The organism is Flavobacterium sp. MMS24-S5 (assembly GCF_050320125.1).
Taxonomy (GTDB): Bacteria; Bacteroidota; Bacteroidia; order Flavobacteriales; family Flavobacteriaceae; genus Flavobacterium; species Flavobacterium tyrosinilyticum.
In genome coordinates this window covers 1,584,572-1,604,615 of the sequence record NZ_CP190016.1, presented here as the reverse complement: position 1 = coordinate 1,604,615, position 20,044 = coordinate 1,584,572, and the positions used below count along the sequence as shown (strand labels likewise).

General features: G+C 30.0%; 20 protein-coding genes and 2 pseudogenes. 14 read left to right on the top strand and 8 right to left on the bottom strand.

Features of this window, described 5'->3' with window-relative positions:
• Nucleotides 1–66 precede the first annotated feature (66 nt).
• The 3 genes from ACPWTF_RS07160 to ACPWTF_RS07150 form a co-directional block, all read right to left on the bottom strand.
• Nucleotides 67–288 (bottom strand): DUF2795 domain-containing protein, encoded by a 222-nt coding sequence (locus ACPWTF_RS07160; RefSeq protein WP_007138072.1) that lies wholly within the window; start codon nucleotides 286–288, stop codon nucleotides 67–69.
• Nucleotides 289–549: 261 nt separating this feature from the next.
• A complete protein-coding gene (locus ACPWTF_RS07155; protein WP_427874969.1) occupies nucleotides 550–1,119 on the bottom strand; it encodes a cob(I)yrinic acid a,c-diamide adenosyltransferase in 570 nt (189 codons plus the stop codon).
• 153 nt (nucleotides 1,120–1,272) lie between these two features.
• The gene (locus ACPWTF_RS07150) at nucleotides 1,273–1,965 is read right to left on the bottom strand and encodes an ABC transporter ATP-binding protein (protein ID WP_095931073.1); all 693 of its coding nucleotides are present in this window, start codon (nucleotides 1,963–1,965) and stop codon (nucleotides 1,273–1,275) included.
• 287 nt (nucleotides 1,966–2,252) lie between these two features.
• Between ACPWTF_RS07150 and ACPWTF_RS07145 the strand changes: the two genes are divergently transcribed.
• The gene (locus tag ACPWTF_RS07145; RefSeq protein WP_427874968.1) at nucleotides 2,253–2,912 is read left to right on the top strand and encodes a DUF6565 domain-containing protein; all 660 of its coding nucleotides are present in this window, start codon (nucleotides 2,253–2,255) and stop codon (nucleotides 2,910–2,912) included.
• Between the two features lie 57 nt (nucleotides 2,913–2,969).
• Here ACPWTF_RS07145 and ACPWTF_RS07140 read toward each other — a convergent pair whose 3' ends face one another.
• The 5 genes and pseudogenes from ACPWTF_RS07140 to ACPWTF_RS07120 all read right to left on the bottom strand — a co-directional run bounded on the left by ACPWTF_RS07140 (nucleotide 2,970) and on the right by ACPWTF_RS07120 (nucleotide 7,698).
• Nucleotides 2,970–3,749 (bottom strand): O-methyltransferase, encoded by a 780-nt coding sequence (locus tag ACPWTF_RS07140; RefSeq protein WP_427874967.1) that lies wholly within the window; start codon nucleotides 3,747–3,749, stop codon nucleotides 2,970–2,972.
• Nucleotides 3,750–3,770: 21 nt separating this feature from the next.
• Nucleotides 3,771–4,242, bottom strand: a pseudogene (locus ACPWTF_RS07135) (FKBP-type peptidyl-prolyl cis-trans isomerase).
• 84 nt (nucleotides 4,243–4,326) lie between these two features.
• The gene (locus tag ACPWTF_RS07130) at nucleotides 4,327–4,698 is read right to left on the bottom strand and encodes a four helix bundle protein (protein ID WP_427874966.1); all 372 of its coding nucleotides are present in this window, start codon (nucleotides 4,696–4,698) and stop codon (nucleotides 4,327–4,329) included.
• A gap of 81 nt (nucleotides 4,699–4,779) precedes the next feature.
• Nucleotides 4,780–6,642, bottom strand: a complete 1,863-nt coding sequence (locus ACPWTF_RS07125; protein ID WP_427874965.1) for an ABC-F family ATP-binding cassette domain-containing protein — start codon at nucleotides 6,640–6,642, stop codon at nucleotides 4,780–4,782.
• Between the two features lie 90 nt (nucleotides 6,643–6,732).
• Nucleotides 6,733–7,698 (bottom strand): T9SS C-terminal target domain-containing protein, encoded by a 966-nt coding sequence (locus ACPWTF_RS07120; RefSeq protein ID WP_427874964.1) that lies wholly within the window; start codon nucleotides 7,696–7,698, stop codon nucleotides 6,733–6,735.
• 323 nt (nucleotides 7,699–8,021) lie between these two features.
• On the opposite strand from ACPWTF_RS07120, the gene ACPWTF_RS07115 reads away from it, so the two are divergent.
• The 13 genes and pseudogenes from ACPWTF_RS07115 to ACPWTF_RS07055 all read left to right on the top strand — a co-directional run bounded on the left by ACPWTF_RS07115 (nucleotide 8,022) and on the right by ACPWTF_RS07055 (nucleotide 20,036).
• Nucleotides 8,022–8,447 (top strand): adenylyltransferase/cytidyltransferase family protein, encoded by a 426-nt coding sequence (locus ACPWTF_RS07115; RefSeq protein WP_427874963.1) that lies wholly within the window; start codon nucleotides 8,022–8,024, stop codon nucleotides 8,445–8,447.
• 5 nt (nucleotides 8,448–8,452) lie between these two features.
• Nucleotides 8,453–9,433, top strand: coding sequence for a beta-galactosidase (locus ACPWTF_RS07110; RefSeq protein ID WP_427874962.1), 981 nt, complete (start codon nucleotides 8,453–8,455; stop codon nucleotides 9,431–9,433).
• Nucleotides 9,434–10,708, top strand: a complete 1,275-nt coding sequence (locus tag ACPWTF_RS07105) for an O-antigen polymerase (RefSeq protein ID WP_427874961.1) — start codon at nucleotides 9,434–9,436, stop codon at nucleotides 10,706–10,708. It abuts the gene before it with no gap.
• Between the two features lie 132 nt (nucleotides 10,709–10,840).
• Nucleotides 10,841–11,914 (top strand): hypothetical protein, encoded by a 1,074-nt coding sequence (locus tag ACPWTF_RS07100; RefSeq protein WP_427874960.1) that lies wholly within the window; start codon nucleotides 10,841–10,843, stop codon nucleotides 11,912–11,914.
• Between the two features lie 2 nt (nucleotides 11,915–11,916).
• A complete protein-coding gene (locus tag ACPWTF_RS07095; RefSeq protein WP_427874959.1) occupies nucleotides 11,917–12,198 on the top strand; it encodes a hypothetical protein in 282 nt (93 codons plus the stop codon).
• Between the two features lie 21 nt (nucleotides 12,199–12,219).
• Nucleotides 12,220–12,972 (top strand): annotated as a pseudogene (locus ACPWTF_RS07090) (polysaccharide pyruvyl transferase family protein); the annotation flags it as partial.
• A complete protein-coding gene (locus ACPWTF_RS07085; protein ID WP_427874958.1) occupies nucleotides 12,972–13,655 on the top strand; it encodes a glycosyltransferase in 684 nt (227 codons plus the stop codon). The pseudogene ACPWTF_RS07090 and the gene ACPWTF_RS07085, both read left to right, overlap by 1 nt.
• Nucleotides 13,656–13,662: 7 nt before the next feature.
• Complete coding sequence (locus tag ACPWTF_RS07080) at nucleotides 13,663–14,109, top strand: glycosyltransferase (RefSeq protein WP_427875740.1); 447 nt, start codon at nucleotides 13,663–13,665, stop codon at nucleotides 14,107–14,109.
• Nucleotides 14,110–14,215: 106 nt separating this feature from the next.
• Nucleotides 14,216–15,310 carry a DUF1972 domain-containing protein gene (locus tag ACPWTF_RS07075; RefSeq protein WP_427874957.1) on the top strand — a complete coding sequence of 365 codons (1,095 nt, stop codon included), beginning with the start codon at nucleotides 14,216–14,218 and terminating at the stop codon, nucleotides 15,308–15,310.
• Between the two features lie 18 nt (nucleotides 15,311–15,328).
• Nucleotides 15,329–16,525 (top strand): sugar transferase, encoded by a 1,197-nt coding sequence (locus tag ACPWTF_RS07070; protein WP_427874956.1) that lies wholly within the window; start codon nucleotides 15,329–15,331, stop codon nucleotides 16,523–16,525.
• The gene (locus ACPWTF_RS07065) at nucleotides 16,500–16,748 is read left to right on the top strand and encodes a sugar transferase (protein WP_427874955.1); all 249 of its coding nucleotides are present in this window, start codon (nucleotides 16,500–16,502) and stop codon (nucleotides 16,746–16,748) included. Before ACPWTF_RS07070 ends, ACPWTF_RS07065 begins: the two co-directional genes overlap by 26 nt.
• A gap of 130 nt (nucleotides 16,749–16,878) precedes the next feature.
• Nucleotides 16,879–17,646 carry a polysaccharide biosynthesis/export family protein gene (locus tag ACPWTF_RS07060; RefSeq protein ID WP_427874954.1) on the top strand — a complete coding sequence of 256 codons (768 nt, stop codon included), beginning with the start codon at nucleotides 16,879–16,881 and terminating at the stop codon, nucleotides 17,644–17,646.
• Between the two features lie 20 nt (nucleotides 17,647–17,666).
• A complete protein-coding gene (locus ACPWTF_RS07055; RefSeq protein WP_427874953.1) occupies nucleotides 17,667–20,036 on the top strand; it encodes a GumC family protein in 2,370 nt (789 codons plus the stop codon).
• The last annotated feature ends 8 nt before the right edge of the window (nucleotides 20,037–20,044 follow it).

The window sequence follows — 20,044 nt, the reverse complement described above, 5'->3', positions numbered from 1 at the left end:
ATATATATGTATTTGAACCAAAAAAAAAGTCTCTATGATGAGAGACTTTTTCCTTTGGTTTATTTTTTAATATTCATCCTCATTCCAAAGATAATCTTCGTCTGTTGGATAATCAGGCCAAATTTCTTCCATTGATTCATATATCTCACCCTCGTCTTCGATTGATTGAAGGTTTTCTACTACTTCTAATGGAGCACCTGCTCTGATAGCGTAGTCTATAAGTTCATCTTTGTTAGCAGGCCATGGCGCATCACTTAAATAAGATGCTAATTCTAATGTCCAATACATCTGTTATCTGTTTAGTTTGTGCAAAAATAAATTTTTTACTGAAAAAGACAAGTAAATTTTGATTTATTTTAATAAAATTTAAGAACGTCGATTATTAAATTCCAATTTTTAAATTCCAAACTTCAAAAAAGAAGTTTAAAAACCAATATTTAAATTCCAAATCCCAATGTTGGAAGGCTTTTTTGTTTTTTATAAATTCAAAAGAATTTAAATTTCTCTCTTGGAATTTGGGATTTCAAAAATTTGGAATTTTCAGAAAATTCATTTTCTGGGTATCCATTTCACTTCCTCCGCTTTTAAGTCTGAGGACAACTTTCGTGCCAAGACAAAAAGGTAGTCAGAAAGTCGGTTTAAGTACGTGATTGCTATTTCAGGAACGTGTTCATTATGACTTAAATGTACTGCTAAACGTTCTGCGCGACGACAAATACAGCGCGCTATATGACAATGTGACACGGTAGGATGGCCGCCTGGTAAAACAAAATGAGTCATTTGCGGAAGGCTTTCGTCCATTTTATCTATTTCGTTTTCCAGTAATTCGATATCTGAGTCAATTATGCCAAGATTTTCTAAGCGAAGTTTTCCGTTTTTCAAAACTTCTTTTTCTTGTGGAGTTGCCAAAATGGCACCAACAGTAAAAAGGCGGTCTTGAATCTCTATTAAAATAGTTTTATAATGAGAATCCATTTCCTGATCGCGAATCAATCCGATATAAGAATTCAATTCGTCAACAGTTCCATAACTGTCAATTCTGATATGGTCTTTTGGTACACGCGTTCCTCCAAAAAGAGCTGTTGTCCCTTTATCGCCTGTTTTGGTATATACTTTCATTTTTTTAAAGATGCTAAGGTTCTGAGATTCTGAGATGCTAAGTTTTCTCTTCTTTGAGCTTATTTTTCTAGATTCTATCCCTAGAATTTATCTGGATTGAACTGAAATTATAAGTTTTTCTTTTTCCGATTAAACGATTAACCAAATAAACGATTAAACAGTTTTTCTCGTGTCGCTTTCAATTAGACCATCTCTTAAACGGATAATTCTGTGCGCATAAGCTGCAATATCTTCTTCGTGTGTTACTAGAATTACGGTATTTCCTTGTGCGTGAATATCTCCAAAAAGTTTCATGATTTCTACAGAGGTTTTACTGTCTAAGTTTCCTGTTGGCTCATCGGCTAGAATAATAGAGGGTCTGTTGACTAATGCTCTTGCAACCGCAACACGCTGACGCTGTCCTCCAGAAAGCTGATTTGGCTGGTGATCCATTCTGTCGGCAAGATTAACCTGTTTTAAAACTTCTGTGGCGCGAGCAATTCTTTCAGATTTTCCGTAACCGGCATAAATCATTGGTAAGGCAACATTATCTAAAGCCGTAGTTCTTGGCAAAAGATTGAAAGTCTGAAACACGAAACCAATTTCTTTATTCCTGATTTCTGCCAATTCATCATCTTTCATTTTACTCACGTCTTTTCCATTTAAAATATAACGACCCGAAGTTGGAGTATCTAAACAGCCTAATAAATTCATTAATGTAGATTTTCCTGATCCGGAAGGCCCCATTAAAGCGACATATTCACCTTTTTGTATTTCTAGATCTATTCCTTTTAAAACATAAACGATTTCATTTCCTAAAGTAAAATTTCGTTTGATGTCGGTTATTTTAATTAATGGTTCAGCCATTTTGTTTTACAATTTTGGATTTAAAAGTACAAAACACTTTTCAATAAAAAGGATAAGTAGTTGAGAATTGGTTTTTGTTACAAATGCTCTTTCGTAAATACAGTTTTGTATAAAATGTTATAAAAAAAAATGTTATATCTTTTTAGAATTATATTGTAATATTATCATTATTTTAAATGTTTTATAGTTTTAAGATGTTTTTTATTTTAAAAACATGATAATAATGTAATTTATTAAGAAAAGCATTTGGTAAATTTGATTAATCAATTAATTAAATAATCAAGATTATGAAAAATATCAAAATAGCTACAGGAATTGCTTTATTAGTATTAGGGTTAACATCGTGTAAAGATGAAAAACAAGAAAGAGCTCAAAAAACAGTAGACAACTATGTAATCTATGTTGACTCTGTGAAAAATGTTGCAGCTACTGACTTAAAAGAGAATTGGAAAAGTGTAGAAGCAGAATATGATAGAAGATCTCAGGAAGCGCAAGCTGCGTTAGCTGATATTAAAGACAATTCTGCCGCAACAGAAAAAATAAATGCAAGCAAAATTAAGTACGAGGAATTTAAAAATGAAATGACCGCCCAATTTGCCCCTCCAGCTCCTAGTCCGAAACAACAGTTAAGAGATGCTTTGTTTGGTGCAGGAAAAATTGGTGATGATATGAGTTTCAACTGGGTTAATGCCCAAAACATTCATAGCGTTTATCAGCAGTTTGTTCATACTGTAGAAAATAATAAAGATAAATATTCTAGAGAAGACTGGGATGAAATCAAATTAATGTATGAAGCTCTTGACAGCCGTAAAAATACAGTTGAAAAAGAAGGTTTAACAGCTGAAGATAATCGTAAAATTGCTGGTTTGAAAGTTAAATTTGCACCAATGTATACTGTAAATAGAATGGGAGCTAAGTCTGAAGAAAACAAAGACGCTAAAAAATAAGATTTTAAAATTTTGAATTAGAAAATAAAAAAGACGATCAGAAATGATCGTCTTTTTTTATGCTCGAATAATAAAATGCTCTTTAGGTTGTTCTCGTCTAAAGAATGCAAATCCCCATTGAAAAGTATCAATCGTAACTTTTACTTGAGGATGATTTTTGATGATTTCCCAAGCTTCTTCCATGTCTTCTGACCAATGAATATCGTCGAAAATCCATACAGAATCATTGTCGATTGTTGGTAGTAAAAGATCAAAATAAGCTAGAGTTGCTTTTTTAGAATGATTTCCGTCAAAATATATGAGGTTGTAATTTGTTGCTTGAATGTTCTCAGAAATTAAAAAAGATTCAAATTCAGAAATTACATTTTCAACATTATTACAATCAAATTCAGCCAATTGATTTTGGGCAACATTTGCAGTATTTGGACAGCCTTCAATAGTAACGACTTTTGCTTTCGGGTTTCCTAAAGCTAGGGCAGAAGTAGCCAAACCCAAAGAAGTTCCAATTTCTAAAATATTCTCTGGCTTAAAATAATTGGTAACACGAAACAGCAATTCTGCTCGTTTTGGTGAAATTCCTGCTGTTTGTGCAATTTTAGAAATTTGTCTTCGATTTGATTTAAAAACTCTCGAACCTGCCCCAAAATCGGTTACTTCAATGAAGTTTTTGTTTCCTAAAAGTGATTTTCTATATTTTTTTAGAATTGCATATTCAGGTTTTGTTTTCTTATCATAAAAACATTTTGTCAGTAAATTAAAAACAAACGGCGAGTGAACGGCATGTTCGTTCTTAGAATGCCAAAGAAAGCTTAGATAAGATTTTATTTGAAAAAGCATTTAGAAATTTAGAATGAAAGATTAATTTACTTTAATCAATTTTACGTCGAAAATAAGTACAGAACCTCTTGGTATTGTCATATAATCATAACTTCCGTAACCTAAGCGAGATGGTATTAATAGAACTCCAGAATCCTCCTTCTTTAAAATAAGGAATACCTTCTGTCCAACCTTTAATTACTTGATTCAAACCAAATGAAATACCTGTATCTTTGCTTTGATCAAAAACTTTTCCGTTTGTATAATAACCTTTATAAGCAACTGTTACATTAGAAGTAGAAGTTGGTTGAGCGCCATTACCTGGTTCTGTAATGATATAATAAAGACCTGAATCGGTTCTGGTTGCAGTTAAATTATTTTTGGCTAAGTAATCTTTAATATCCTGTTCGTTTTGTTCTGTGAAATCTTTTGCTGGTTCAGATGTGTCTTTTTCCGTACTGTTGCAAGAAATAAATAAGGTTAAAGTAAATACTGCGGCTAATAGTTTTTTCATTGTGGATTTTTTTTAAAATATTTAATATAGTAAAATTAGTTTTTAGTCTCAGTCACGGTCTCAGTTTTCAGTTTGTTGCAGTCTTTAGTTTTTTTCGCAACCAAACTTATTTGGATTGTTAATCATATAATTTATCAATCTTCCTATTTCGAGACTTTTAATATTTAGTTTTTCAAATGTTTCTTTTGTAATATATTGGCATTCTAATGAAAATTCAAGCCAAGTATTTGTTTCTGAGTTTTCAGCATCGCTATCAGTTAATTTACTTATAAAATGATTTGGGTATCTTCTTTTTCTGTATGATTCAGCAATATTTGCACTAACACTTCTCGAAGATCGACGTATTTGATCAGTTAATGAAAACTTTTCTTCTTTTGGAAATGTTTTTGACAATTCAAAAATTTCCATTGCAAGCTCAAATGACTTCTTATAAGCTAATAATTCTTTAAAATCCATAATTTAATTTTTATACTAAATTAAGATTTTTCTTTCATTATTTAAAAAACTGAAAACTGTTACTGCGACTGAAAACTAAACTTATCCTTCAAGTTTAGCAGAAAGTTCAAACCAGCGTTCTTCTTTTGCTTCGATTTTATTGATTATGTTTTGAAGTTCGTTTGCTTTTTTCTCGATATCGGCATCTGCAATTTTTCCGTCAGAGAATAATTGTTCGATTTTGGCTTTTTCAGCTTCTAAATCTTTAATTTCTCTTTCGATTTTCTGATATTCTTTTTGTTCGTTAAAACTTAGATTTCCGGTTGGATTATTTTGTTTCCATTCTTTCTTTTCTGCTTTGTTTTCTTCTTTTTGAGCAACATCAGCACTGTCTTCGTAAGCACGGAAATCAGAATAGTTTCCTGGGAAATTTTCTATTTCGCCTTGACCTCTAAAGACAAATAAATGATCGACAATTTTATCCATGAAATAACGGTCGTGAGAAACTACCAATAAACATCCAGGATAATCCAAAAGGAAACTTTCTAGAACGTTTAGTGTTACAATGTCCAAATCGTTTGTAGGCTCATCTAGAATCAAGAAGTTCGGATTCTGAATTAAAACCGTACACAAGTATAAACGCTTTAATTCTCCACCACTTAATTTCTCAACATAATCATATTGTTTTTTGGCATCAAAAAGAAAACGCTCCAATAATTGCGAAGCCGAAATAATTTTTCCTTTTGTCAACGGAATATACTCTCCGTACTCTTTTATAATATCAATAACACGCTGACCTGGTTTTGGGTTAATTCCAGACTGTGTATAATATCCAATTTTTATAGTATCTCCTTTAACAACACGTCCGCTGTCTGGAGGAATTGTTCCTGTCAAAAGATTTAAGAAGGTCGATTTTCCAGTTCCGTTTTTACCAATAATTCCGATTCTTTCTCCACGTTGAAAATCAAAACTGAAATTGTCAAGAATAACGCGGTCTTTGAATTTTTTAGAAAGTTTATGAAGCTCAATGATTTTGCTTCCCATTCTTTCCATATTAATTTCAAGCTCAACTTTATTTTCTTTTCGTCGGCTTTGCGCTTTTTCTTTAATAATGTAAAAGTCATCCTGACGTGATTTAGATTTGGTTGTTCTCGCTTTTGGCTGGCGGCGCATCCATTCTAATTCTTTTACAAACAAGTTTTTAGCCTTGTCAACACTAGCGTTTTCAGAAGTGATTCTTTCTTCTTTTTTCTGTAAGTAGTAAGAATAATTTCCTTTGTATTGGTATAGTTTTCCGTTGTCTAGTTCTATAATTTCGTTACAAACGCGCTCCAAAAAGAAACGGTCGTGCGTTACCATAAACAGAGTGATGTTTTCTTTAGCAAAATAACTTTCAAGCCATTCGATCATTTCTAGATCTAAATGGTTGGTTGGCTCATCTAGAATCAATAAATCGGGACGATTGATTAGAATTATGGCTAGCGAAAGACGTTTTTTCTGTCCTCCAGAAAGATTTTTAACTTTAAGTTTAAAATCTTCCAGCTTTAATTTGAATAAAATCTGTTTGTATTGCGTTTCAAAATCCCATGCATTATGCTGATCCATAGCGTCAAAAGCTTTTTGGTAAGCTTCTTCGTCAGCAGGATTTTCTAAAGCCTTTTCATAAGCTTCAATAACTTTAAGTGCTTCATTATCTGAGGCAAAAATACTTTCTTCGATCGTAAGTTCATCTTGAAGATTATTGTCTTGTGACAAAAATGCCATTCTGATTCCTTTTCTTAAAACAACTTGTCCCGTATCTGGTTCTTCCAAACCATTAATAATGCTCATTATGGTTGTTTTTCCAGAACCATTTTTTGCAATAAAAGCGATTTTTTGATCTTTATTAATTCCAAAAGAAATGTTGTCAAAAAGGACTCTTTCTCCAAATGACTTTGATATATTTTCGACTGATAAGTAATTCACTTTGTAATTATAAGTTATAAATTATGAGTTATGAATGTTTTCTAAAACATAACTTTCTGCAAAAGTAAACTATTATCTTGCATTTGCGAATTATTTATGGAGATACAACCTTAGAACGGAACTTAAATCGAAATAATGAATTTGCTGAAGAACATTTATAACTGGTTTTCGAACAAGAGATTCATTCGTTAAGAAATAATGTAAACCATCTTTCGTCGCAATTCCTTCAATTTGATGAAAAGGAAGTTTTAAATCGATTCGCTTTTTATTTCCAGATAAAAAATCTTGATCTTTAAAATCGTAAAGCAGATATAAAAAAGGTTTTCCCACTTTAGTATAGCCGCACAAAGTAATTAGTTTTTTGTTTTCTAAATAAGTGGCACCAGTAACCAGACCCTTGGTGTCAAGTGTTGCTTTAAGTTTTGCAATTTGTGTCCCTTCTTGCTTTGATAAAGCGTAAATATTGGTCTTAGACGATTTCCATTGTTTGGTAAACAGATAGATACTGTCTTTAGAAACAATAAATGCCTCACAATCAAAATCGGTTTTGTTTGGTTTTGATGGAGAAAAATCAGTTTGGTCAGAATAAGAAAATACAATAGTTTCAATTTTCGGATTTTCCTCTAAAAAAGATCTTTTTTCAATTTTAAGAATTTTCAAATCGGTTCTATTTCCAGAATAATTATTACCAAAATCGCCGATATAAAGATGTGTGCTGTCTTGCGAGATTTCTTCCCAATCGTGATTGATAGTTTCGGGAAGAATAATTTTCTTTTTGATTTTTCCTAAAGTATCCAAGCCATAAATTGCGGTATCATGATCGTCATTATGTGTCCAGAGTAAATTTTGAAAAGCAATTAAGCCAGAGGTTTCTCGTATAGAATCGCTAAGATGATGAGAATATATAGGTCTGATTTTTAGTTTTTTGTAATTGCAACTTCCATTGTTTTGTAGAGATGATGAACTGTAATTTTCTGCTTGCGGATTGGTACAGCTAGGAATTTGACTATGGGCTGACGTGAAAAATAATAAAAAAAATAATAGCGTTTTTTTCATTTAAAGATTTGGTTTAATTCCTCTGTAAAAATAGCTTTTAAAACTAAGACGAGTTGTCATAGATTTTAAAATATTTTGAGTATTGCTTTTTTTTGAAAGAGGAAGAGTACGTTTTTTTTGTATTAAAATAAGACATTTCTTTCATTTTGACTTTTAAATATACCTTGTCTAAATTACTTTTGCATAAAATAAAAAAGTTTACCTCATTTAAAATTACGATTTTTTTAAGGTTTTTTATTTAAAAACTAGGATTTGAGTCTGATTCATGTGAGTTGGAAGAGCGGAGCTATGCTTTTTTATTTTTTTGCTAATTATTACTAGATATGAAGATAGGAATTACGTTTAGTGCTTTTGATTTACTGCATGCTGGTCATGTTAAAATGTTAGAAGAGGCTAAAAACCAATGCGACTATTTAATTGTTGGATTACAGATAGATCCTGCTTTAGATCGTCCTGAAAAAAATAGTCCTACACAAACAGTCGTTGAAAGATATATCCAACTTAAAGGATGCAAATTTGTTGATGAAATTATTCCTTACACAACAGAGCGAGATTTAGAAGATATTCTGCGTTCCCATAAAATTGATGTTCGTATTATTGGTGAAGAATATCAGAATAAAAACTTTACAGGGAAAAATTATTGCGCTGAAAAAGGAATAGAGCTATATTTTAACAAACGTGATCACCGTTTTTCTAGTAGTGGGTTGAGAAAAGAAATTGCTGTTAAAGAGTTAATAAAAACAAAATAACTTTTGTGAGAATAAACAGCTATTATATTATTTTAATTTCCCTTTTATGTATTAACGTTAAAGGCAATCATAATGAATTCAAAACTCCTATTTATGCTATTGTGAGAAGTAATACCTCTGATGCGAATTTAATTAAGGTATTAGAAAATCCTCAAGTAGCGGGTATAACATATTATGTCGGTTGGTCTAAGTTAAATCCTGAGGAGAATATATATGATTTTGCTTCTTTGGAGAGAATTTTGACTATAACTAAACAATATAACAAAAAAATAAACTTAGGAGTTCTAACTGGCCGATGGTCTCCTGATTGGTTAGAAAACAAGCATGTAAAATATTTGTATTGGGAACATTCCGATAATTATGTTGAAAAAGGAAAAGTTTGTCAAGCAAAGTCACCATTGCCTTGGGACAAAACTTGTAATGATTTCTTTAAGTTTTTTTTATTACAACTAAAAGTTATCGTAGATCAAAATCAAAATATTTTTAATGCAATTGAAATTACTGGAGGAAGCAATACTAATGGTATTGAAACTAATTTAATTTGCTCTAATAAAGAATTAAGTAGAGTTAGCTTTAGTTATTTCAAATACACTGAAAATTGGAAGAAAATTATTGATGAGTTTATAGAGCTGTTTCCTCATACAGTTTTAACATTAGCCATCCATGATACCTATGGCTCTGAAAGAACCGATTTAGTTTCTAAGGAACTGATTAGATATTGTACTTTAAAATACAGGAAAAGAATAAAAATTGCAGCTTTTGCTTTTACTGAAGAGCAATGGTTTAATAAAGGGAATCAATATGCAGATCTTGTTCTGCAATTGCATACTCAAAGTATAATGTTACAAGCAATACGTATATATTCTAATATAAGTAATACAAACCAAGATTTTTACAATATGTTGTTAAAAGCAGATAAAATTGGACCTGCATGGTTAGAAATTTGGAGCGAAGATGTTATTGCAGGATTTTTAAACCCGAGATAAATGATTTTATTTTTTATAAGTTTTGTCGTTTATTTTTTTTCAATTTATAATAAAAATAATAAGGACTTTTTTCAGCCTGAAATTTTTCTTAATTTATACTTTATTATTCTAATAGGAATTGGTCCTATAGCACTTTATTTCTTTTCAGCAGAACTTTTTAACACAGCAAACTATCAGCTTGTATCTTTTATAATATTATTAGGATACTCATCTATTAATTTAGGATATTACGCAGCTGCATCTGGAAAATTGGTTTTTAATAATAAGACAGAATTTGTTATTTGTAAAATTAGAAAGCAACGCAGAAGCTGGAAATTTAAATCAACAGGATATTTATTTATCATAATAGGCTTAGTAGCTGCAGTTATCTTTTTTATGAGAGCTGGCAGTATACCTATTCTTGCTCCTAATAAAGAAGTCGCAAGAGTAATGGCGCTGGGTGTGGGCGGTAATGGGTATTTTCTTTATTTGATGACGTTGAGTATGTATGGAATTTTATTATTGGCATTGTATACCTACTTATATGATAATAAACAAGCCTTCTTATTTGTCTTAACCATTCTCGTTGGAGCTGTCATGACAGGAACTGGTTCGCGAAGATATTTTCTATGTCTCTGTTTGTACGTATTTATGGCTAGACATTTTCTATACTCGTTTATTCCAATAAAAAAAATGACGATTTTTACGATAGCGGGATTACTTTTTGTTAATTTATTTGAAATGTTTAGAAATCCTGACAGCATGACTACTGTTGATTTGAAAACAACATTTCTTTATAGGTTCTTGATCTATATATCAAATTTAGAAAAAGTATTATCTGCTTTTATAAAAAAAGATAGTTTTGAATATGGAGGAACTTTTTTCATGGACTTGTTGACTGCTCTTCCAGGTAAACAAATAGATTATCAATCATGGCTCAAAGAGGTTACAGAGTTAGAATTTGAAGGATTTGGAATTCCTCCCACAATTATGGGAGATTTTTATGTCAATTTTGGATATCCCGGAATTATAATTGGATGTTTTTTATTTGGATATATAATTAGGAGATTGTATAACAGGTTTATTATAGAAAAGAAAACACTATTTGATATATTCTTGTATATAGTGTGTTTAGAAATTGGATCAAAGATTATTACCTCGGGTATTTCTGCACAGTCTGTTAGTATTGTATGGCTGTTTGTATTCATATCTATTCATAAATTCTGCCACTCGATGATAAATGCCAAACGACCATTCTTTTATAAAAGATCTTCATTATTATTTAATAAATGTTAAAGTTAGTAAGAATACTATGTTCTGGAGTTGGCGCAGCTGGAGCAACTTTTCTCTTGCAGGTTTTGTTAAGTCATAAATTGCCAATGCATCAATTTGGTATTTATGCAGCGGCAAATTCTTCACTTACGATGATTGGCAGCTTTTGCAGGAATGGGTGTTGGAGGTTTGTTCTTACGTAAAGCATGTGTTGATGAAAATAGATACGATGAATATTTTTCCGTAGCTCTAAAATGCGTTTTCATAAACATAATCATTGCAATCATTGTTAGTCAGTTTATTTTTTTTAATACAGGATTAGATATTATTCAGGCACTTTGTTTGGCCTCTTTTTATTTGCCAATTGCATTTCAATATTTTGTTATTTCTTATGCTCAGGTTTCAGAAAATTTTGCCAAGGTTTCGATAGCACAGATCATTAATCCCTTATTACGAGTTGCTACAATTTTATTTCTATTCCTTCTATCACCAACTTTAACCAATACAACTATTTTACTGTTTTTTGCAAATCTAGGCTCCTTTGTAGTCCTTTTGAAACTTATCGATCAAAATAAAATATTTCAACTTTTATTTTTTAAGCAATCTAAAAGTGTATTCTTTTCTTTTTTTAAAGAATCATTTTTGTATTCTTTTAATGGAACTATAAATGTTGTCCAGATCCAATTATCCATTATTATGGCAATGTATCTTTTTGGATTTAATACTTCAGGGATTTATTCTTCTGCTATTGTATTACTTACCGCATGTTATATACTTCCTAATATAATATTTGGAACATATCTTCTTCCTCAATATCATAAGTTAGAAAAAACCGTATTAAAAATCACAAGTCTGCAACATTCCATTGTCGCATTTGTATTGGGTATATTGTTTTTTATTGTGGTTTATGCATCTTCAGAAATAGTTATAAAATTATTGTATCCCGCTACCTTTAAAAATTCAGCCCATTTATTAAATATTTTGGCTATTAGTTTACCATTTCGTTTTTACTCAACAGGAATTGGCGCAGCTCTTTTAAATGAAAAATGCATAAAACGCAAAGTTTCAGCATCATTTTTAGGACTTATATTCCAGGTTTTTTTGATGCTTTCTCTCCGAAATATAGGAGAAGAATCTTTATCAATATCTTTTGTTTTAAGTGAGGTTCTTACGGCTGTTATTTACACGATAATTTTTTTAAAATATTTTAACAATAAGGCAATAAGTTAAAAATGAAGATTTCGTTTATAGGCTATTACGGAAGTAATTTTGGAGATTTATTAATGCTTACTTCACTTATTGATTATTATGGTCAGCATTATAATCAAATAAATATTTATACATATGGGAATGAGGATAATTTGTGTGATTCACTTTTATTGAATGCTCATAGAAATAAAATTCAAATTTTTGGTCTAACGGGAGATAAGAAAGTTAGCTATAGTAATTTTTTTAAAACAGTAAAAGGTTCTAAATATATTATCTGGGGCGGTGGGACTTGTTTTATGGATTAAGGAGGAACAGGAGGACTAAAATATATGATCGAAGCATATTTTGCTAAAGTTTCAATATTGTATTTAGGAGTCGGAATTGATTCAGATCATAAAGCAAAAACTAAACTTATAGTTTTTACAGCTGTTTTATTATCTAAGGCATTATATTTTAGAGATGAAAAATCTTTACTGAGAGCTAATAATTTAACGTTTAATTTATTTAAACATAAGATTAAACATGTGCCTGATATAGCGCATATCAATACAATTCAAAACAAGTCTGATTCTAGTGATTATATTGTTTTTTGTTGCCGTGATTTATCGAGTTATGAATACGTAAATAATGAAAAAGTAAACAATTATTTAACTGGTCTTGCTATTGCTGTTTGTAAACATTTAAGTATAAAAAGAATTGTCAATTTAATTTGCGATTTGGAAGTAGATGATAAACAAAGCCGAATAGCGAATGAATTATTTGTGCAAAATGGAATTGTTGTAAATAATGTTTTTGGATACGAAGTTGAAGATTCTCTTATAGCTATTAAAAATTCAAAATTTGTAATTAGTTCACGTTTGCACCCTGCGGTTATAGCGCAAAATCTGAGTGTTCCGTATGCATTGTTTAACTATTCAGATAAGAACAAAAAATTTGTAGAAGATACAAACGAAAATTCAAGGTTGATTGGCAGGAATAATTTCGAAGAATATATTCCAGATTTTCAAAAGCCTAAAATAGGTAATCTTGAAAATAAGAGACAAAGTATTCTGAATGTACTTGCAAAATATAGTAAATAATGATCATGAGGGTAAAGGATTTTTCAATTGGTTTAATTGAACCAGTAGGAGGGCATGGAGGAATGGATTATTATGATTATGGCTTGGCAATGGGATTAGCTGAGAATAATGTAAAAGTAGTTTATTATACGTGTAGTGAAACCAATGAAAGAAAATATGATAATGTACAAACTTTCATTTGTTTTAAAAAAATGTGGAAAAGAAACTTTTTTATTAAAGTTTTTAAGTATCTAATTGGCCACTGTTTGGCAATTTCAGATTTAAAAAAAAGAAATATAAAAATTATTCATTTGCATTTTTTTTCATTTAGAAGCATTGATCTGTTTATTCTTTGGTATGCTCGAATGAATAATTTTAAAATGATAATTACACTTCATGATATCAATTCTTTTTATAAAAAAGCAAACAGAATTATTGAGAAAAGATGTTTTAAGTATATCGATGGTATAATTGTTCATAATAAAAGTTCGTTAAAAGCTTTAGATAGTAAATTTAAATTACCTATTCCAAAAGCGATAATTCCACATGGTAATTATTTACCATTTATTAATAATTTGCCAAATGTTGAATCTATAGACAAAGACAAGTTTTCACTCTTGTTTTTCGGACAAATAAAAAAAGTAAAAGGGTTAGATGTTTTACTTAAGGCAATAAGTATTTTGAAAAAAAAAATGCTACGTTGAGTTAACCATAGCAGGTAAGGTCTGGAAAGATGAACTGGGAAAATATCAAGAAATAATAAAGACACTTGAAATAGAGGATAGAATTATAACGGATTTTAGATATATTCCAGACAACGAAGTCGTTACATTTTATCAAAAAGCAGACTTAGTTGTTTTGCCCTACCGCAATATTTATCAAAGCGGGGTATTGCTTCTAACTCTAAGTTATGGAAAGCCTGTACTTTGTTCTGACTTAGATCCTTTTAAAGAAATTATTAATCATAATGAAAACGGTTTCTTATTTCAAACTGAAAACGCTCAAGATTTAGCTCATAAAATTCGAGAAATAATTTCTAATAAGTCTAATCTAATGAAAGTTAAAAATAATGCAGATCTTATAATTCGAGATAATTATAACTGGATTAGAATAGGACAATTGACTAAAAAATTTTATGATCTAATTCTTTCAAAATAACTCAAAATTAAAAGTCACATTTTCTTTTATGCAAATAACTACTTGTTCTAGACAGTTTAATCAACTTTTTAGTCAAGTATATTTTATAAATTAATTAGTAATTTAAATGAAAATCGCAATTATAGGAACAAGAGGAATTCCTAATTATTACGGAGGCTTTGAGCAATGTGCCGAATATTTAGCTTTAGGATTAATAAAAAGAGGTTTTGAAGTTATTGTTTACAACTCTCACAATCATCCTTATAAAGAAAAACAGTGGAAAGGTGTCAAAATTGTACACTGTTATGATCCTGAAGATAAATTAGGAACTGCAGGACAGTTCATTTATGACTTAAATTGTATTCTCGATGTTAGAAAACGCGACTGCGATATTATTCTGCAATTAGGGTATACAAGCAGTGCAGTTTGGAATTGGTTAATGCCAAGAAAATCTATTGTTACAACTAATATGGATGGCCTAGAATGGAAAAGAAGCAAATACTCTAAAATAATTAGAAAATTTCTTCATTACTCAGAATCACTGGTAATAAAACATAGCGACTACTTAATTTCTGATTCAATCGGTATTAAAAATTATTTAGAAAAGAAATACAAAGTGACATCAACTTATATTGCTTATGGAGCCAGTCTCTTTGTTAATAGTAATGATATAGTTATAGAACGTTATGGTTTAAAGCCTTATAAATATGATATGCTAATTGCCAGGTTAGAACCAGAAAATAGTATAGAGATAATCCTTGATGGAGTTACAAAATCAAATCCTTCAAGACCTTTTTTAGTTATTGGAAATCATAATACTAAATATGGAAATTATTTAAAAATGAAGTATTCTTCATTTGAGTACATTCAGTTCTTAGGAGGCATTTACAATATAGAAATTCTAAATAATCTTCGATATTACTCTAATATTTATTTTCACGGACATACTGTAGGCGGGACAAATCCTTCTTTATTAGAAGCAATGGCGTCTAATAGTCTGATTTGCGCACACAATAATGATTTTAATAGATATATTTTAGAAGAGCATGCTCTTTATTTTACAAATGATGATGATGTGGCACAGCATTTAATGAATGCAAAATATGAAGATTCTGGGATTCAGTCCATGCTAATTGAAAACACAAAGAAGATAAACGAGATGTATGATTGGGAGATTATTATTGATCAATATGTTAATCATTTCACCTCTATTGTAAAATAAATTTTAGTAGAAATCTTTATGAAAATTTTACAAAAATTATCGCAATATAGTTTTTCAAGATATTTCCAGATTATATTTATCCTTTGGGATATTGTATTAATAAATATTTCAATTCTCATTTCTGGATTACTTAAGTTTGAAAGTTTAGACAAGTTTTTTTTGAAGGAGGTACAAACGATATCTTTATTAGGGAATTTAATTTGGCTTGGTCTTCTTTTATATAAAGACTCCTATAGAATTATAAGGGTAGAAACCATAGAGTCTATATTGTCCAGAACCATAAAAAAAGTTATTATCCATAGTGCTATTGTAGCCATTTTTGTTGTCTTTTTAGATTATTCGGATATTTCAAGATTACAATTGTTTTATTTCTATATTTTTTTCTTTTCATTTTTAATTTTTTCACGAATTTTTTCGATGAAACTTCTGAAATATGTTAGAGCGAGGGGCTATAATTTTCGCAATGTTATTATTGTAGGTGCAAATGACGCAGGAAAACGTATTCGTAAAATTTTAGCTAAAAATTTGACTTATGGTTACAGATTTCTGGGTTTTTTTGACAAACCAGAAAACATGTCAAATTCAGTATTAGCAAATTTTTTAGGAGGATTTGATGATATTCAAGATTTTATAAAAAAAAATCATGTTGATGAAATGTATATAACGCTTCATATTGATGATATTGATGTCATCAATAAGCTAATTGAAATATGTGAACAACAGATGGTACGAATTAAATTTATTCCAGACTTTCAATTATATACTAAGTCTAGTAGAGTTGAAATTTCTTTTTATGAAAATACGCCTGTTCTAATGTCTAGAAGAGAGCCATTAGAAAACACATCAAATAGAGTTTTAAAAAAGATTTTTGATATTTGTTTTTCTTTCTTAATTATAATATTAATATTTCCTTGGCTGTTTCCTGTTCTCATGGCTATTATTAAAATTGAATCTCCAGGACCAGTTTTTTTTAAACAAGAGAGATCAGGAAGAGATAATAAAACATTTTTATGTTTAAAATTTAGAAGCATGCATGTAAATGATGTTTCGAATAAAAAACAAGCTCAGAAAGGAGATAAGCGTGTTACAAGATTTGGCGCTTTTATGAGAAAGACAAGTATCGATGAACTCCCGCAATTTTTTAATGTTCTGTTTGGGCATATGTCAGTTGTTCTGACCAAGACCTCACATGTTATACCATACAGAAGAATATAAAGAATTAATCAATAATTATTTGGTTCGTCATTATGCAAAACCAGGTATAACAGGTTGGGCTCAAGTTAATGGATATCGCGGTGAAACCAAAGAACTTATCGATATGGAAAACAGAGTAGAGTTTGATATTTGGTACATTGAAAATTGGAGTTTGCTCTTAGATATAAAAATCATAATAAAGACAGTTCTCAATGCTTTTCATGGAGAAAAAAATGCCTACTAATTTTACTTCTATAATTAAAAAATAAGATTCCTTATAATGTAATACGCTAGCAGAATAGACTTTTTTATTTTGTTATTGATGTTTACGATTAAAAAAAATAAAACAAATGAAATTTTATTGTATTTTTTTGATGAAAAAAATTGTTTTTTTATCTCTTTTGTTTGTGTTTTTTTCTTGTGCTTCAAGAAAAAATATAGTCTATTATCAAGATATTGATTCGTTATCAAAAGAACAAAATCTGAGTTCTTACGAAATTAAAATACAACCTGATGATTTGTTAATGATTCTCGTTTCTTCTGATGATCCCGAAGCAGCTGTACCTTTTAACTTAAAGACTTACAGTATTTCGAACAATAATAAAGCAGATATTGCCCGTGCTCAGGAAACGGTACAGACGTATCTGGTTGATCAAAATGGAAATATAGAATTTCCGGTATTGGGAAATATTAAAATAGGTGGACTTACTCGTACAGAAGCACTTCAGTTCATGCAAAGTAAAATCGCTAAGTATATTAAAAATCCAATCATAAATCTTCGTATAACAAATTTTAAAATTTCATTACAGGGTGAGGTTAATTTACCTGGAACTTATTCAGTTGTTTCAGAGAGAATTACTTTGATAGAAGCTTTAAGTATGGGCAAAGATTTAACTATTTATGGTAAGAGAAATAATATTCTGGTTATTAGAGAAAACAACGGACAAAAAACTTATAATAGAGTTGATATAACAAAATCAGACTTTATTAATTCCCCTTTTTACTATTTGGCTCAAAATGATGTAGTGTATGTTGAACCTAATAAAACAAGAGTGAATTCTTCGGCCGTTGGTCCAAATACTTCTGTAATCATTTCTGCGATCTCTATTTTAGTTTCGCTTTCAGTTCTAATTTTTAAATAAAATCGAAATAATAAATTATAATGAAAGAGTTTTATAATGATGTTGATGATGATGATATCGAAGATCTTGGTCTTAAACAACAATTAGAAAAATATTTAGTTCATTGGCGTTGGTTTTTATTGAGTATTATAATAGGCCTGTTGTTGGCTTTCTTATATTTAAGATTTTCAACAGCTTTTTATGAGGCTTCAACTACAATACTTGTTAAGGATGAGAAAAAAGGAGGAATGCTTTCAGAACTTTCCGCTTTTTCAGATTTGGGTTTGGGGGCAAGTGTGAAGAGTAATATTGACAATGAAATTGAAATTTTAAAATCAAGAACTTTGGTAGAAAGTACAATTTTGAAACTTAATTTAAATGTTGCTTTGTTTCATGAGGAAAATTTTATAGAACGTGATATATATGGCGAAGCTCCGATAAAAATTCATTTTGTAAACAAAATGCCATCATTTAAAGAGGCAAGTATTAATCTTAATTGCGAATTAATAACTGCTGAAACTTTTTCATTGGTAGAGAAAACTGAAAATAAGGAAAGCTCTATAGTATCGCCTAAGAAAGGGTTTAGATTTGGAGAAAAAATTTTCACGAAAATAGGAACTTTAGTGGTAAACAAAACAGCTTTTTTTTCTGATTTTTATTCAAATGGAGAGAAATCTATCTGTATTTTGATAAAACCATTAGATGATTTGACAGAAGATTTTAGAAAAAAACTCAAAGTAGAGCCTATTAGTAAAACCAGTAGTGTGGTTAGTATTTCAATTTCAGATCCAGTTGCAAAAAAGGCAGAGGAGTTTTTAAATAACATGGTTGAGATTTATAATGAGAGTGCAAAACAAGATAAAAATTTCATTTCAGAAAACACCTCTAATTTTATTTCCAACAGGCTTGCTCTAATTACTAAAGAACTTGATGGTGTAGAACAAAATGTTGAAAGTTTCAAAAAATCAAATCGACTAACTGATATTGAATCTGATGCAAAGCTGTATGTTGAAAGTTCAAATGAATATGATAAAAAAGGGATTGAAACTGAAATTCAGTTAAACGTAGTTTATTCGTTGCTTGATTTTATTAAAAAAAGTTCAAATTCAGATTTGTTACCTTCTAATCTAATTTTAGATAAAGGAGATGCATCTAATTTGATTAATTCCTATAATCAATTGGTTTTAGATCGTAATCGAGTTTTGAAATCGGCAACAAATGAGAATCCAACAGTTGTAAAATTAGACCAGCAAATAAGTTCGTTAAAACTTAATGTAGCAGAAACTTTAAATAGGATGCAGTCTAATTTACAAATTCAAAATCGCGATCTAAAAACTAAAGAAGGAGTTTTGAATAGTAAAATTGAAAAAATTCCAGTTCAAGAACGTCAATTTAGAGTAATAGCAAGACAGCAAAAAGTAAAAGAAGAACTGTATTTATACTTATTGCAAAAGAGAGAAGAAACTGCAATTTCATTAGCTGCAACTGAACCTAATGCTCGAATAATTGATACGGCAAAAGCAGAAAAAAATCCAGTAAGTCCAAAGAAAAAGATAATTTATTTAGCAGGAATTTTATTTGGGATATTGATCCCATTGAGTATTATTTATGCGGATGATTTATTAAATACTAAAATTAAAAGCAGAGATGATTTAGAAGGGAAAACGCAAATTCCGTTTATAGGAGATGTGCCTCATTGCGAGCATGTATCAGAATTAATCAAACCTAATAGCAGGAGTAGTTCTGCAGAAGCGCTTCGTATTGTTAGAACCAATCTTGGATTTATGCTGAATAAAGGTGAAGAAGGTAAAGCAAAAACGATATTTGTAACTTCAACTTTAGCTTCCGAAGGAAAAACATTTATTTCGACAAATTTAGCAGCCAGTTTTGCATTACTAGAAAAAAAGGTTTTACTCATTGGTATGGATATTAGAAGTCCAAAACTGAATGAATATATTAATCTTCCTCCTGAAGGGCTTACAAATTATTTGTCTTCAAACAATAAAGAAATTGAGGATTATATTGTAAAGCATGATAAATATGAGAATTTTTATATTTTGCCGGGAGGAATAGTCCCCCCAAATCCGCCTGAATTGTTGACGAATAAAAAAGTAGATCAGTTATTTGAAAAATTAAAAGCAGAATATGATTATATTATAGCAGATACTGCTCCAGCTAGTCTTGTAACAGATACATTGCTTATAGCAAAAAATGCTGACACGTTTGTTTATGTAATGCGTGCCAGATTTTTAGAAAAAAGAATGATATCTATTGCAAACAGATTTTTTAGAGATAAAAAGCTTCCTAATATGTGTATTGTTCTTAATGATACAAATTCGAAAGGAAAGTATAGTTATGGTTATGGAGAGAAATTGGAGAAAAGAGGATGGATTAAAAAAATTATCGGCTAAAATAAGAA